This is a genomic window from Sorangium aterium (assembly GCF_028368935.1).
GTDB lineage: Bacteria > Myxococcota_A > Polyangia > Polyangiales > Polyangiaceae > Sorangium > Sorangium atrum.
On record NZ_JAQNDK010000002.1, the window covers coordinates 978,280 to 993,781 of the forward strand.

Annotated in this window: 11 protein-coding genes; 6 read left to right on the top strand and 5 right to left on the bottom strand. The window is 71.7% G+C overall.

The genetic code is table 11. From position 1 onward, the window contains the following. Positions 1-78 precede the first annotated feature (78 nt). Positions 79-1,584, bottom strand: coding sequence for a hypothetical protein (locus POL72_RS18710; RefSeq protein WP_272096778.1), 1,506 nt, complete (start codon positions 1,582-1,584; stop codon positions 79-81). A gap of 287 nt (positions 1,585-1,871) precedes the next feature. Between POL72_RS18710 and POL72_RS18715 the strand changes: the two genes are divergently transcribed. The 5 genes from POL72_RS18715 to POL72_RS18735 all read left to right on the top strand — a co-directional run bounded on the left by POL72_RS18715 (position 1,872) and on the right by POL72_RS18735 (position 10,096). Beyond that, entirely contained in the window at positions 1,872-2,414 is a 543-nt protein-coding gene (locus POL72_RS18715; RefSeq protein WP_272096779.1) for an inorganic diphosphatase, read from the top strand. Positions 2,415-3,087: 673 nt separating this feature from the next. Beyond that, entirely contained in the window at positions 3,088-4,821 is a 1,734-nt protein-coding gene (locus POL72_RS18720) for a DUF1592 domain-containing protein (RefSeq protein ID WP_272096780.1), read from the top strand. A 51-nt stretch (positions 4,822-4,872) separates the two neighbouring features. Beyond that, entirely contained in the window at positions 4,873-6,198 is a 1,326-nt protein-coding gene (locus tag POL72_RS18725) for a DUF1552 domain-containing protein (RefSeq protein WP_272096781.1), read from the top strand. A gap of 100 nt (positions 6,199-6,298) precedes the next feature. Further along, positions 6,299-7,588 carry a DUF1552 domain-containing protein gene (locus tag POL72_RS18730; RefSeq protein WP_272096782.1) on the top strand — a complete coding sequence of 430 codons (1,290 nt, stop codon included), beginning with the start codon at positions 6,299-6,301 and terminating at the stop codon, positions 7,586-7,588. Positions 7,589-7,726: 138 nt separating this feature from the next. Then, complete coding sequence (locus POL72_RS18735; RefSeq protein ID WP_272096783.1) at positions 7,727-10,096, top strand: class I SAM-dependent methyltransferase; 2,370 nt, start codon at positions 7,727-7,729, stop codon at positions 10,094-10,096. A gap of 12 nt (positions 10,097-10,108) precedes the next feature. Here POL72_RS18735 and POL72_RS18740 read toward each other — a convergent pair whose 3' ends face one another. Beyond that, a complete protein-coding gene (locus POL72_RS18740) occupies positions 10,109-10,561 on the bottom strand; it encodes a nuclear transport factor 2 family protein (RefSeq protein ID WP_272096785.1) in 453 nt (150 codons plus the stop codon). 479 nt (positions 10,562-11,040) lie between these two features. On the opposite strand from POL72_RS18740, the gene POL72_RS18745 reads away from it, so the two are divergent. Beyond that, positions 11,041-11,772 carry a hypothetical protein gene (locus tag POL72_RS18745; protein WP_272096786.1) on the top strand — a complete coding sequence of 244 codons (732 nt, stop codon included), beginning with the start codon at positions 11,041-11,043 and terminating at the stop codon, positions 11,770-11,772. A 69-nt stretch (positions 11,773-11,841) separates the two neighbouring features. Here POL72_RS18745 and miaA read toward each other — a convergent pair whose 3' ends face one another. From miaA to POL72_RS18760, 3 genes are read right to left on the bottom strand one after another with little or no spacing between them, the layout of a single operon-like run. Next, on the bottom strand, positions 11,842-12,789 hold the full coding sequence (gene miaA, locus POL72_RS18750) for a tRNA (adenosine(37)-N6)-dimethylallyltransferase MiaA (RefSeq protein ID WP_272096787.1): 948 nt from the start codon (positions 12,787-12,789) through the stop codon (positions 11,842-11,844). Further along, entirely contained in the window at positions 12,786-14,825 is a 2,040-nt protein-coding gene (gene mutL, locus POL72_RS18755) for a DNA mismatch repair endonuclease MutL (RefSeq protein WP_272096789.1), read from the bottom strand. Before mutL ends, miaA begins: the two co-directional genes overlap by 4 nt. Beyond that, entirely contained in the window at positions 14,822-15,493 is a 672-nt protein-coding gene (locus POL72_RS18760; RefSeq protein WP_272096790.1) for a hypothetical protein, read from the bottom strand. The genes mutL and POL72_RS18760 overlap by 4 nt, the downstream gene beginning before the upstream one ends. Positions 15,494-15,502: the final 9 nt, after the last annotated feature.

Below are 15,502 nucleotides of genomic sequence, written 5' to 3' on the forward strand. Positions count from 1 at the left end.
CCCTCGCAGGCTGCGGCGAGCGCGCCGCCGGCCGGCGCCCGGCGGGAGCGCTGGCGGGAGCGCCGGCCGGCGCGGCGCCTACCTGGAGAGCCAGACGGTGTACGCGTGCGGCATGAACGGCGCGTCGTCGGGATCGAACGGGAGGCTCCGGATCATGCTCCCCGCGTTGACGCCCACGATGAGCAGCCCGGAGAGCCCGTCGAGCCCCACCACCGTGCGCTGCGCGCGGCTACTTCCGAAGACGCCGGCCACGTCGACGCGGCCGGCCTCGGCGCCCTGCTTGTCGACCTTCACGATCGCCCAGCGGAACAGCGCGGGCAGCTCCCAGTCGGCCACGAAGGTGATCTCCGCCGTCTTGAGGTCCGGCCGAGCGGCCGCGTTCTCGGCCGAGAGATCGAGCCAGAGATAGGTCGCGCCGGTCGGCTCGATCGGGCGCAGGGGCGCGACCCGCCGCGGGAGCGTGGCGTAAGGCAGCGACCACTCGAAGCGAACCCGGCCGAAATCGCCGAAGCGCTCGGCGTCGGAGAGGTGCGCGCCGTCGCTGCGGCTGCCGAGGAACGCTCGCGCGACGGCGAACTCGAGGAGCAGGTCGTCGAGGTCCTCGCCGCGGGATCGGAGGGACGCCCGGAGCGCATCGAAGGTGTCGGGCTCGGCGTCGAAGCGCGCCGCCCCCGCGGGCGTGGCCTGCGCCGCGATGGCGAGCAGCGACGTGGCGATCTGCGCGGGCGCCCCGGTGCCGTACGCGTCGTCGAGGTACCACGGAAAGAGCAGGCCGCCGTCGAGCGCGCCGAGCGCCGCGCCGGTGAGCGCCCGCTCGGGCGCGCGCTGGAAGGCGTCGACCGCGGCGAGCTCCTCGGCCGCGCAGGGCGCCGCGATGGCGGCGAGGTAGCTCGCCGTCATCGCGATCGCGCCCTGCTCCGCCCCTGCGTCGAGGCGCATGGCGATGGCGTGCGCGAGCGCGTAGGCCGCGTCGGACGCGCTCGCGCACCCGCCGCCCTCTGGCGCTGCGATGATGGCGAACGCGCTCGCGGCGTCGAACCGCTCCCCGAGCGCCCGCGGGTCGTACCCCACGCGCATCGGGCCGCGGCGCGGGCCGCGCTCCAGGTAGAGATCGTACGATGGGCCGCCGCCCCACGCGCCATCGGGGAGCGGGCGCGGCAGACCGAGCGCGTCGTAGGCCCGCATCGCGGCCTCCAGGTGGGTGAGGCTCTCGAGGAGGGCGGCGCCGGGGACGTCCGCGGGCGCGTGCACGCAGACCGGCAGCGTGAAGGAGCAAGCGCGCTGCGAGGCCTCGCGGGCGTCGCGCTCGTCCGGGCGCTTCACCGGCGAGACCACGGGTCGGCCCGCGGCCGGCGGGGCGGCGGCCGCGGAGGCGCTGTCGTCGGGGGGCGCCCCGGCCTGCGCGCTCGTGATGGGCGAGGGCGGAGCGGGCGAAGGCGCGTCCGGCGCGCGCGCTGCTGCCGCGGGGGGGCCGCCGAGGGCCGCGGCCAGCGCGAGGACCGCCAGCGCACAGGGAGCCTTGCGTCGCAGCGCGGGCGCTCGCTCCGGTCGCGTGGCTGGGGCGTGTGTGGGGAACGGTCTCATGGGGAGCGCAACAGGGTTCCGGAGGCCCGCTGGCGAGTCTGCCGCCGGCGGCTCCGCGCTAGCTCATCGCACGAGCGACCGCCCTTGCCCATGCTCGCCAACGTCGGTCTTGCGCCCCCCCGCCCCGCTGGCCCGCGCCTGCAGGGCCCCGGCGGCGGCGTGGCTCCCCTCGTTCCAGCGCGGGAATGCGGGGGTGTCTTGACCCCGGTCTCACCGAATCGAACTCCTGGTATCCTTTGCGCCCCTCGCCCGCCTCCCGGGCGGGGGCGAAAGCCCAGGACGGTTCAATGACCCATCCGCTCCACGACATCTTGCTCCCCGACAGCCGACACGACTTCTTCCCCGTGGTGATCGAGATCCCGAAAGGATCGAAGTGCAAGTATGAGCTCGACAAGAAGACCGGGCTCTTGATGCTCGATCGCGTGCTCTACTCGTCCGTGCACTACCCGGCCAATTACGGCTTCATCCCCCAGACACACGCCGGCGACGGCGACCCGCTCGACGTCCTCGTCATCATGCAGGAGCCGGTCGTGCCGCTCACGATCGTGAGGGCGCGCGCCATCGGCGGCTTCTTCATGCGCGACGACAAGGGCGTCGACGACAAGATCATCGCGGTTGCCGTCGACGACCCCTCCGTGGCCCATTACCTGACCCACGAGGAGCTCCCGCCGCACGTGACCAAGGAGCTCATGCGGTTCTTCATCGACTACAAGACGCTCGAGAACAAGCTCGCAGAGGTAGATACGATGTACGACAGGAACCGCGCCCTGGAGGTCATCGAGGAGTCCGTCGCGAGCTATCGCTCGATCAGCGCCTGGTCCAAGGGCTGACGCGGCTGGCCCTGGGGGGGGCCGGTTGCAGCGGCGCATGGATGGATCGCGGAAGCGGTGGATCGCCCTTCCTGGACCCCTCGGCGTCCACCCCTCGCAACCTTCGAAAAAATCCAGAAACCGGGCACAGCGGCGCCAGGTAACCCCGCGAGAACACTCGGCACGAGGGTTGCTTAACCGCTTCTTGTGGATCGCTTCTCGACGCTCATGGACGACGAAGGCCTTGCCCAGCGGCTCGCCCAGAGCCCTGAGGTCGAAACGCGCCTGGCGATCCAGCGGCTCCGGTTCGACCTCGGATCCGGTGGGAGGTCGAGCTCCCTGGCGTGGCGGGTGACACCGTGAATCGGCTCGACGCGGAGCGTCGAACTCGACTTCGCTCCGAGGAGAGCCACCAAGGGCCCACCATGACGCATGCAGGCGAGCGGGCAGGGCAAAGACGCTGAAAACGACGCTGAAAACGATTCGAACGCGGCGACGCAATCAACTCAAACAACGCACATGACGCGGACGATTCGGTGACAGGCCATTGAAGCGCGCGGGTATGCGCATGGATTATCGGGGCGACACCGCTTGATCGGGGCTTGACAACATGAGAGACATCAGCTTTTCTCAAGCAATGATGAGCACGCTTAATAGCTTAGTTTCGGCGAAAGCGTGTCGCCGCTACTCCGCAGTGGCGCTTCTCCTCGCCGGCCCGCTCGGTTGCTTGGGCAACCTCGGCAATCCCGACGGGACGCCCTCCGAGACCAGTAGCAGCGGCAACGGCAGCGGCAGCGGCAGCAGCAGCAGCGGCGGCGACGCCGGCGGCCCGCCGATCGGCGATCCGCCGGACATGCCCACGGAGATCCCGGATGTGTCGCACTGCGAGGTCGCGGACAAGAGCACCCCGGGCCCGCGCGTGGTGCGTCGCCTGACGGTGGATCAATTCGAGGCCACTGTCCGCGATCTCTTCAAGGACCAGAGCGTCGCCCTCCCGAGCATCTTCAATGATCCGCAGGTGCTCGGGTTCACGGCCGACGCGAACGCGCTGGTGATTCGCGACCTGACGGCCCAGCAGATCATGGATTGGGCCGAGACGACCGCCGACTGGGCGGTGACGAACAAGCTCTCCAGCATCACCACGGCCTCGTGCAGGACCATGGATGCGAGCTGCCGGACCGAGTTCATCCGCGACTTCGGCCGCCGCGCGTTCCGCGACAAGCTCACGGACGAGCGCGTCGCGTCCTACGACGCGCTGTTCGGGGCGGAGAAGTCGTTCGAGGACGGCGCCAAGGTGGTCGTGGGCGCCATGCTCCAGTCGCCGTACTTCCTCTACCGCCACGAGATCGGGACCGATGCGAACGGGTCGGGCATCTACGAGCTCACCCCGCACGAGATCGCGAGCAACCTCTCGTACTTGCTGACCGGGACCATGCCGGACGAGGCCCTGCTGCAGGCCGCCGACGCGGCCGCCGCCCAGGGCGCCAACCTGACCAGCGAGCAGATCGCGCAGCACGCGCTGCGCCTGCTGGAGGACTCGGCGACCAGGCCGCTCGCCGAGAAGGAGATGATGCGGTTCATGCGCGGCTGGCTCCAGCTGAACCGCCTCGTCACCGCGGTGAAGGACAACACGATCTTCGATCTCACGGACGCCCTGCGCAAGGACATGATGGCCGAGACGCAGGCGCTCGTCGTGGACACCGCGTTCAACCAGAACGGCACGTTCGCCAACCTCCTGCAGGCGGACTACACGTTCATCAACGCCAGCCTGGGTACGCACTACGGCATCAGCGGCGCCGGGGGCACCGAGCTGACGAAGGTGACGCTCACCCCAGGGCAGCGCGACGGGGGCATCCTGGCCCACGGCAGCTTCCTGACGGGGCATGGCAGCGCGAAGCTGTCCTCGCCGACCCAGCGCGGCAAGATGGTCCGCACGCGCCTCCTCTGCCAGCCGCTCGATCCCCCGCCGCCCGGCGTGGATCCGAACGTCAAGCCCCTGGGGACCCCGGCGACCACGCGCGAGATGGTCGAGCAGCACACGAAGGCCGAGTATTGCGCGGGCTGCCACAAGTTCACCGACAAGATCGGCGTCGGCTTCGAGCACTACGACACGTTCGGTCGGTGGCGGAATGACGAGAGCGGGATCCCCGTCGACGTGACCGGTACGGTCGTCGAGCCGCCCAGCGGCGAAGATTTCAATTTCAACGGCGTGGCCGAGCTGGCCGACTACCTCGCGGCGAGCGAGGACGTCAAGGCGTGCATGGTCCGTTACTGGTCGTACTACGCGTTCGGCGGCACCTGGGAGCAGGACGGATGCACGTACGAGGAGGTCCAGGAGGACGCCGCGAAGGACGAGTTCCGTCTCAAGAGCGTGTGGCTCGCGCTGACCCGCGCGCCGCACTTCACCCGCAGAGTTCAAGGTCCGTGACCCCACGGCTGCAACCCAAGAACAGATCGGTAGCGAGTGAAAGGATCGGTCATGCGCAGCCACAGTCGTAGGAAGTTTCTCAAGGGTGTCGGGGCCAGCCTGGGGGCCAGCCTTCTGTTCTCTCCCTTCTATGATTCCATCGCCAACGCGGCTCCCGGGAAGAAGCCGAAGCGGCTCCTGATCTTCTTCACGATGGGGACGGCCCCCTCGATCTGGAAGCCCAAGAGCGTCTCCGGCGAGACCCCCACGTTCAGCGAGTCCACCTCGCCGCTCGAGGAGGTGAAGGAGCACATCGTGATGCTGGACGGCCTCCCCAGCGGGAGCCCCAGCAACAACCACGGGTCCGCCGACGGCCTCACCGGGATGGGCTATTACAGCAACGGCCCCTACGGGTTGATCTCGGTCGACCAGTACATCGTCGAGAAGCTGAAGGGCAGCGGGCTGTCGACGCCCATCCCCTCGCTCCTGCTCGGCGCCGCCGTCGAGGGCGGCAAGACGGGGTTCTACAAGGGGACCAACCTGTCGCCGATCGCCTCCCCCACGTCCGCCTACTCGACCGTGTTCACGGGCTTCACGCCGTCCAACAACCAAGGCAGCAACGACAACGGCGCCGCCGAGGCCCTGCTGAAGCGGCGCAAGAGCGTCCTCGACAACCTCACGAAAGAGCTCACGTCGCTCAAGGGAAACCTGGGGAAGGAGCAGCAGTACAAGCTGGATCTGCACCTCGAGTCGATCCGCCAGCTCGAGCAGCGGCTCTCGAACACGATGACCCCGGGAGGCGGAGGAGGAGGGACGGGCGCCTGCTCCGTCCCGGCATCGCCGAACGGCGACATGACCAATGGCTTGAAGGCCAACCAGCTTCATCTGGATATCATCGTCGGCGCGTTCGCGTGCGATATCACCCGCGTCGCGGCGATCCAGTGGGGCTCGGATCAGATGATGAACGCGAACCTGAGCGAGATCGGCCTCGCCGGTGAGGAGCATAACGGTATGATCCACACCGGCGCCCCCGCGCACCTCGACCTGATCAAGCTCGAGAAGTGGCTGCACCAGCAGTTCGTCGGCGTCATCAAGAAGCTGAAGGCGACGCCCGAGGCCGACGGCTCCGGGACGCTCCTCGACAACACGCTGGTCGCCTGGTGCCGCGACATGGGCGACGCGCCGAACCACACCCAGAACGAGATGAAGTTCGTCCTGGCGAGCGGCAACGGCGGCTATCTGAAGACGGCCCCTGGCGGCCGTTTCATCAAGAGCGGCGAGCGGCACGAGCGCGTGCTGCTCAGCCTGTGCGACGCGATGGGCGTCACGGACTTCTCCGGCTTCGGGGATCCGGCTCTGGGCAGCAAGACGCCGCTCCCCGGCATCGCCGCGACCTGACACCGAGGGCGCGAGGCCGCTCGCCGCGACAGGTGCGCCCCCACGCACCTGTCGCGGCGAGCTCCGTTGGCGCGAGATCGGTAGCGTGAAAGGGTCGTTCATGCGCAGTCATCGTCGTAGAGATTTCCTCAAGGGGCTGGGGGCCAGCGTCGGGGCCGGCTTCTTGTTCACCCCCTTCCTCGACTCCATCGCCGAGGCGGCGCCCGGGCGGAAGCCCAAGCGGCTCCTTTTGTTCTGTACGATGGGGACCGCGCCATCGATCTGGAAGCCCACGAGCGTCTCCGGCGAGACCCCCACGTTCAGCGAGTCGACGTCGCCGCTCGCCGACGTGAAGCAGCACGTCGTGCTCGTGGACGGCCTCCCCAGCGGGAATCCGGGGAACAACCACGGCGCGCCCGACGCCCTGACGGGGCTCGGCTTCAGCGACCCCGCCAAGCTGATCTCCGTCGACCAGTTCATCGCGGACAAGCTGATCGCCGCCGGCACGAAGACGCAGATCCCCTCGCTCTTGCTCGGGGCCGAGAGCACGGTGAACGGCGGGAGATCGCCGTATTATCGCAAGGACAACCTGCCGGGCATCGCCTCTCCGACGTCCGCCTATTCCACCCTGTTCGGCTCGGCGATCCCGTCGAACACCTCCTCCGACGACCTCTTGCGCCGTCGCAAGAGCGTCCTCGATCACCTCAAGAACGAGATCAAGGCGCTCGAGGGGAACCTCGGCTCCGAGCAGAAGTACAAGCTGGAGCTGCACATCGATTCGATCCGGCAGATCGAGGAGCGGCTGTCCAACACCTCGTCCGGCCAGACCGGCGGCTGCAGCGTGCCGACGAAGCCCGCCACCGATCCGGCCAACCCGCTCCAGGCCAACCTGCTCCACATGGATCTCCTCGTCGGCGCGTTCGCGTGCGACATCACCCGGGTCGGCGCGATCCAGTGGGGCTCGGATCAGGCCATGAACGTCGATCTCCAGGACATCGGGCTGAAGGGCGACGAGCACGGCGCCATGATCCACACCGGGGCGCCGGCGCACCTCGACCTGATCAAGCTCGAGAAGTGGCTGTCGCAGCGGTTCGTCGACCTCATCAACAAGCTGAAGGCGATCCCGGAGGCCGACGGCTCCGGGACGCTCTTCGACAACACGCTGATCGCGTGGTGCCGCGACATGGGCGACTCGCCGAACCACAACCAGAACGAGATGAAGTTCGTCCTGGCAAGCGGCGAAGGCGGCTATCTGAAGACGGCCCCTGGCGGCCGCTACATCAAGAGCGGCGAGCGGCACGAGCGCGTGCTGCTCAGCCTGTGTGACGCGATGGGCGTCACGGACTTCGCGGGCTTCGGCGATCCGAACCTGCGGTCCAAGTCGCCGCTCCCGGGCCTCTCGGCCAGCTGAGGCGGCGCACGCGCCGCTCCCCGGCGCGCGCGCTCCGGTTTTCCCCGCGACTCCCGCGTCGCGCGCGCCCGGGCGCGCGCTGCCTCGGGCGCACGCCGCCGTCGACCCTCGTCCCGCGCCCGGCGTACACTGGTCACCATGACGACGCGCGCGCCGGCGGGGTACGAGGCAGATCAACGGCGAGACGACCTGTCCGCGTACGCGCGGTACCTGTCCGCGATGGACGCGTCGATGCGCCAGAAGGTCGCGCTCACGGCGGCGCACCTCCTGTGCGAGGGCCGCGTCGCCGACATGGGCATGGGCTCGGGGCAGGGCAGCGCCGCGCTGGCCCAGCTCTACCCGCGCCTCGAGGTGATCGGCGTCGACATCGATCCGACGGTCGTCGAGCTCGCGCGCCGCGCTCATCAGCAGCCGAACCTGGGCTTTCAGCTGGGCGACATCGCCAGGACGGTATTCCCGCCCGAGAGCCTCGACGGGATCTTCGACTCGTCGGTGCTCCACCACGTCACCTCGTACGGCGGTTACCGCCACGCGAACGCCGCCGATGCGCTGGCAGCGCAGGTGGAGCAGCTCGCGCCGGGCGGGGTGCTCGTGGTGAGGGACTTCGTCGATCCCGGGCCGGGGACGGTGTTTCTGGACGTGCCTGCCGAGGACGGCGATGACGGCCGTGACCCCCGCAGCGCCTCGACGGCGGCGCTGCTCGAGCGGTTCGCGGGCGAGTTTCGCTCGCTCTCGCCGGAGCCGGGGTTCCCGCTGGCGCGCGTCGCGCCCGAGCCCTCCGGCGAGCTCCCAGCGCCGCGCATGGGGTGGCGTCGGTACCGGCTCGCCCACAAGCACGCTGTCGAGTTCGTGTTGAGGAAGGATTACCGCGCCGACTGGGAAGCCGAGGTCAAGGAGGAGTACACCTATTTCTCACAAGCGCAGTTCGAGGCGCTCTTCGCCCGCCTCGGCCTGCGCGTGCTGTCGTCGACGCCGCTGCGCAACCCCTGGATCGTGCGGAACCGGTTCGTCGGTCGCTTCGAGCTCCGGGACGCCACGGGCGCCCGACTGCCTTATCCGCCCACCAACTACCTGATCGTCGGAGAGAAGGTGAAGGCCGGTCAAGGCGTCGCGTTCCGGCTCGCGCCCGCGGAGAGCTCTCAGCAGTTCTTGCGGATCGAGCACCACCAGGATCGGGCGACAGGGCAGGTGTTCGACCTGGCGGCGCGGCCGCACCCCACGCTGGACATCGTGCCGTTCTTCTTCGCGGGCGAGACGGCGTATGTGCTCGCGCGGACGAGCTATCCGCGGCCGATCGCGCGCGCCTGCCGCGAGGAGACGCCTCCGCTCGACGGCAGCGGGCCGGCCGACTATCTGGCCGAGCCGATCGCGGTCGTGCAGACCGAGTTCCCTGTCGGGCACACGGTCGAGCATGCGCTGGAGCGGGCGGCCGGGGTGCGCGCGGCGGCGATCCAGCGCATGATCCCTGGCACGACGTACTACCCGTCGCCGGGCGGCATCCTCGAAGAGGTGCGCTCGATGCTGGTGGAGGTCGAGCCCACGTTCGTGAACGCGCCCTCGGAGAACGTGTCGGGGTTCGGCACCTCAGGACGCATCCGCGCCGTCGAGGCGCGCCAGCTCCTCCGCGCCGCGCAGGTCGGCGGCCTGCCCGACGCGCGGCTCGAGCTGAACGTCTACGACCTCCTGGCGCGCTTCGGCCTGCCGTTCGGGCCGTGGATCGGCGACGAGATCCCGCTCCCGGCGGCCGGCGCGGGTCGGCGCGGCGCGGGCGATGCTGGCGGTGCCGGGGCCGGCGACGACGGCGGGGTGGCCGCCGTGCAGCCGACGTCGCTCGCCGCGCTGCTCGGGCGCCCGAGCCGCCGGCGGTTCTCGCGGGTGGACGCGGGCGCCAGCGCGGGGTTCCTCGAGGTGCGGCGGGCGCGCTTCGAGGAGCTGACCGCGGACGGCGGCGTGGTGGCCGCGCGAGAGCTGGAGTACGTGGTGCCTCGGCCGCTCGGGGTGCTCACGGTCTCGACGGCGCTGCTCGCGCGGGCGCCGTCGGGGGAGGTCGTGCTCGGCGTGGACGATCACGATCTGCCGGCCGCCCAGAGCTTCTCTGGCAACAGCGGCATCCTGGTCGCGCCGGCGTGGCGGCTGCCGCGGAGCGTGAGCGCGCTGGCGGCCGCCGAGGCGTTCGTACGCGAGCGGCTGCAGGTCGAGTACGGCGTTCGGGTGGAGGCGGCCGTCGAGCTCGGAGGCGCCTACCGCCCGTCGGCAGGGCTAACCCCGGAGCTCGTGCAGCCGCTCGCCTTCGTCGTCACCGCGGCGCCTGCCTCGGCCGGCACGCCCGCCTCTGCCGCCGCGCCCGACCTCGCGCCGGGGTCCGGTGCCGCTCGGCGGCTCTCGTGGGTGCCGCTGATCGAGCTCGTCGCGGGGCGAGAGCGCCTGCCGGACGGCCACCTCCGCGTCGCGGCGCTGCGCGCGGCGCACGCGCTCGGCCTGGCGATCTCGCCGCCCCACCCGCGGTGACACGCGGCGGCTTTACCTGAGCGCTTCCTCGAACATGTTCGTGTTGCCGGTCTGGTACGATATCTCGAACCTGACCCTGGAGACCTTCCAGCCGCCCGCGTGCCTGGCGAGCTCATAGCGGTAGTGGCCCGCGACGAGCCAGTCCTCGCCGCCCGGCGCGCGCGCGAACCGATGGTGGGCGCGGACATGGCACTCCACGGAGGCGTGGTCTCCCTTCACCTCGATATCGAGGGGGCCGAGGAAATGTTGTGACGCGTCGATGGCGTCGTGAAACTTGCTCCAGCCCGCCAGAAGATCGTCCGTCTTCTGCTCCTGCGGCTCGCCCCCGAAGATGGACGTGAAATCGGCCACAACGACGTCGGCATAGAGGCCGCGGAGCTCGGTCCAGCGCCGCTTGTCGATGTGGTGGGCAATCCGGACGACCACATTCTGGATCGCCTGCACGTCACTCGACTCTCGCGTCATGGTCGTCCTTTCGTCGTGTGGAGCAGGCGGCGCCGTGCTCCGTGGTGAGCCCTCTCGAACCGTTCCTGGTCGAAGGAGAGATGCGGTTAGCATGGACGTAAAAAGGCGAGAAGGGCTCCGCCCTTTCGCCCTCTGGGGTTCGACGTCGTTCGAGCGAGGCTGTCAGCCCGGAGCGGCGCGCCCGCGCACGCGCCTTTGGGGTGAGCCCGTGAAGCGCCGCGAGCGGCGGTGTCGATGACGGGCTGGCGGCCCACTGAGGCTTGGACCCCGCAACCGCGCTCGCCGGGCGGCGGTTTCGAGGCCTCAGCGGCGCCGCCGGCGCGCGCGAACATGCCGTATCTGCGCGCGCCGCCCGCGCGCGCGGTGAGATCCAGGCCTCCGCGGCGGCTGGCACGCCGGGCGCTTACCGCGCCGCACATCGCCGGTTCGCCGGCCGCTCCCCGCGGCGCGCTGCGGGGCGGAAGACCCCCATGGAACTCATGAGCAATTCCCTGAAGATCCCAATGGCCGGCGCCGCGCCGACGGACCTCGCGAGCCGGAGCAGGAGGCTCGGGTGGAGCGCGCGCGCCGATGCCGGGAGGGCCCGATCGTTCGTCGCCCTGCGCGGGCGCATGCTCGCGAGCCCGAGCCTGGCCGGGGCGCTCCTGTTCATGCAGGTGACGACCCGCCCCTGGGAGCCCCACGAGCTCAGGGCGTGGCTCGACGAGCACGTGATCGCTCCGGGGTGGATGATGCCCCCGCGCGCTGTGCGCGAGCCGGGCGTGGAGACCGTGGCGCTCCGCGAGCTGGACGAGCGGCCCGAGGCGGTCGCTGCGCTCACCGCGCGCGCGCGCCGGCGCGTGGGGAGCACGCTTGTCGACTTCGTGGCGCCGGACCCCGAGGGCAAGTTTCTCCGCGCAGCGCTGTACAGCGCGCGCGTCCGCTGGGCCGTGGTGGGCGATCGATCAGGCTGGCTGCCGGCGCCGCGCGAGGGCGACTTCCTGAGCGACGTCGTGCTCAGCCTCTTCGCCGCGGCGATCCTCTCGAGCCCGGACCTCTACCAGCGCCACATGACCGTCTGCTCGCACTGCGGGCGCGTCGCGTTCGCCCAGGAGGCGCGGCCGTCCACCGCGGCCTGCCCGCGCTGCGACGGCGAGGTCCGGTGGCGCATTCCCATGGCTGGAGCGGGCCGGCGCCGTGGGAGCGGCGGGACCGGCGAAGAGCGCGCATGAGCGGCGCCTGCGGCGCCTCGCCGGCGGTTGGTTCTGGTGTAAATTATTGTAATTGTTCTGGTTTATGGATCATGGCAGCGCGACGTGCGCGACCGCCTCGTCCCTCAACCACGTGCGCTGCCGGCGCACGAAGGTGCGTGTGGCGCGCACGATGGCCGGCGCGAGCTCGTCGGCCGGCAGGCGCCCCTCCAGGTGCTCCCGCACCTGCCGGTAGCCGACGGAGCCCATCGCCCGCGCGTCGCCGTAGCCGCGGGCGAGGAGCGAGCGGACCTCCTCCACCCAGCCCTGCTCCAGCCACGCGGCGACGCGGGCCTCGATGCGGCGGTCGAGCTCGGCGCGGTCGCGATGCACCGCGAGCAGGCGCGCGGCGTGCCGGCGCTCCCGGAAGCCGTGGTCCGCGTGCCACGCGCTCTGCGTCCTGCCCGAGCGCTCGTAGATCTCCAGCGCCCGGCTGACGCGCACGAGGTCGTTGGGCGCGAGGCGGGCCGCGCTCTCCGGATCCACGGCGGCGAGGCGCGCGTGGAGCGCGGCGCGCCCCTCGGCGTCGGCGATCGCGCGGTGCCGCGCGCGCACCTCGGGATCGGCGGGCGGCGCGGGCGAGAGGCCGAGGACGAGCGCCTTCACCCAGAGGAACGTGCCGCCGCAGACGACAGGGACCCGGCCGCGGCCGCGGATGTCGTCGAGCGCCGCGTCCGCGAGCTCCGCGAAGCGCTGGGCGTCGATCGCCTGCAACGGATCGACCGCGTCGACCAGGTGGTGCGCCGCGCGCGCCCGCTCGGCGGGCGTCGGCTTCCCGGAGCCGAGGTCGAACTCCCGGTAGATCTGCACGCTGTCGGCGCTCACCACCTCGCCGCCGAACCGCTCCGCGAGCCGGATGGCGAGCTCGGTCTTGCCGCTCGCCGTCGGGCCGACCACGACGAGCAGCTCACCCGGCGCGGGCGGCGCGATCGTCTCCCACGACGGCGGCGCGGCGGCCGCGCCTGCGTCCGGGGCGAGCTCGAGCGCCGCCTCGCTCACCGCCGCCCCACGCGGTGCTCCAGCTCCGGCCAGCCGACGCGCATCACGATGGGCCGACCGTGCGGGCAGTGGCCGGCGAAGTCGACCTCGTCGAGCGCCGCGAGCAGGGCCCGCGCCTCCTCCGGCGCCACCGGGTCGCCCGCGCGCAGCGAGCCGTGGCAGGCCATCGTCGCGAGCGCGAGATCCACCGCGCCCGAGAAGGCGCGCTCGCCCGAGTGGCTCAGCTCGTCCACGAGGTCGCGCACGAGGCGCTCGGGCGCGGCGCGGCGGAGCAGCGTTGGCACCGCGTGCACCGCGAGCTGCGCCGATCCCGCCGGGCGCACGTCGAGCCCGAGCCGCGCGATCGCCTCCTGCGCCTCCTCGATGAGCGACACCTCCGCGGGCGCCGCCTGGACGATCACCGGGAAGAGCAGCTTCTGCGTGGCGACGTCGCGCCCGTCGTACGACGCGCGCAGGCGGTGGAACGTCACGCGCTCCGCCGCCGCGTGCTGATCGAGGAAGTAGATGCCGTCCGGCCCCTCGCACACGAAGAAGGTGTTGCGCACCTGGGCGAGGAAGCGCAGCGACCGCCAGGCGACCACGCGCTCGGCCGCGGCGAGCACCGGCGCGCCGCCGGTCGGATAGGGGACGGGCGGCGACCCCGGCGCGGGCGCGGGCGGCTCCCCCGGTCCGCCGTGCGCCGGTGCCGGTAGATCGAGCGCCGCGATGTCGGCCCACGCCCCGAGCTGCGTCGGCGCTGGCCCGGCCGGCGCAGCGTGAGGACGTGCCGGCGGGACCCCGCCGAGGTCGCCGCCGAGGCCCCACGGATCGTCCGGCGGCCCCTGCCGCTCGCCCGACGTACCCGCCGCGGGCGTCGACGGGCCTGCCGCGGGCGCCTCCGCCGCGGGGCCGCCCGACCAGACCCAGGCGTCTCCGGGCGGCGCCGCCGCGTCCTCGAAGAGCTTGCCCTTGCGGCCCTGGAAGCCGCCGGGGGCCGGCGCGGGCAGGCCGAACGCCGCGGCCACCTGCGCGGCGACGATCTTGTAGAGCGCGTCGGCGACGGCGCGGCCGTCGGCGAAGCGGACCTCGGCCTTCTGGGGGTGGACGTTCACGTCCACGAGCTCGGCGGGCAGGTCGATGAACACAGCGCCGATGGGGTACCGGCCCGGCTCGAGGACGCTGCCGTAGGCGAGCGCGATCGAGCGGGCCAGCGAGCGGTCGCGCACGTGCCGGCCGTTCACGAACATCCACAGCCAGCTGGCGCCCGAGCGGGCGCGCTCCGGCCGCGACACGAACGCCTCGACCGTGAGCGGCCCCCGCTGGCCAGCGCACGTCGCGAGCTCCTCGCCCGCGAGCATCATGCGCGCCCGCTCCGCGCGGCTCGAGGTGCGCAGCCACTCCCGCGCGACGCGCCCGTCGCGCGAGAGGACCAGCGTCACGCCCGGCTCGCCGAGCGCGACCGCCTGCGCGATCTCGGACACGTGCGCCGACTCGGTGCCGACGGCGCGCAGGAACTTGCGGCGCGCGGGGACGTTGTAGAAGAGATCGCGCACCTCGACGACGGTGCCGGCGGCGCACCCGCAGGGGATGGCCTGCGCCGCGCCGCCGCCCTCGATCCGGATCTCCGTCCCCTCGGCCTCGCCGTCGCGCCGCGTCCGCAGCGAGAAGCGGCTCACCGAGGCGATGCTCGGGAGCGCCTCGCCGCGGAAGCCGAAGCTCTGGATGCTGCGCAGGTCGTCGAGCCGGGCGATCTTGCTCGTGGCGTGGCGGAGCACCGCCAGCGAGGCGTCCTCGCGGCTCATCCCGCGCCCGTCGTCCGCGACGCGCACCAGGCCGACGCCGCCCCCCTCGATGTCGACCCGGATGCGGCGCGCGCCCGCGTCGAGCGCGTTCTCGACGAGCTCCTTCACGACGCTCGCCGGCCGCTCGACCACCTCGCCCGCCGCGATCTGGTTGGCGAGATCGTCCGGGAGGATGGCGACCCTCCGCTCTTCGGCCTGCGCCTGCGTGAGCGTCGATCGAGGATCCGCGCCGGCGATCCTCTCCGCGGTGCTCATGGCTCGTCGCTGGGGTCGACCGTCCGGGCGACCGCCTGGAAGTACATCTTGGTGCGCTCCCGCGTCAGGGCCAGCGCGGCGGCGCCGAGGACGGCCAGCTCGAAGAACACGAAGCGCACCCGCTCGGCGGTCCACCAGAGGCCGGCGTTCGTGAGGCCCGCGCGCTCGGGGATTTCCGGCGGGAGGAGCGCCCCCGCCTGCCCCACCATGTCGATCCAGGCGCCGCGGACGCCCCGGGTGAGGGCGTACTCGACCGCGGCGAAGGCCAGGTTGGCGGCGAGGACCTGGAGGACGAAGCCGCGCGTGCCGGGCCGCCCGCCGAGCGCCAGGCCGCTCGCGACGACGAGCAGCCCGCCGAGGAGCAGCTTCGCGATGCTGAGGGGGAAGGAGACGTCCTGGTACAGGCTCAGCGCGCGCGCCTGCGCGGCTTCGAGCACGAGGAACGTGAACTGGAACGGATCCCCCTGGTCGCGCGCTTGCTCGGCCACGGCCATGACGTCGGGGGCCATGCCGGCGCGCAGGTACATGGCCGTCCCGCACCCGGCCATGAAGCCGCGCACGCCGATGAGCCAGGTGAGCAGCATGGTGGCCACCAGGTACCAGGGGCGCAGCGAGCGCGGGCGCGGCGGGCGGTGCGAGTCCACGTGGAGGAGGCTGGCGTGTAGCACGTTCTCCGA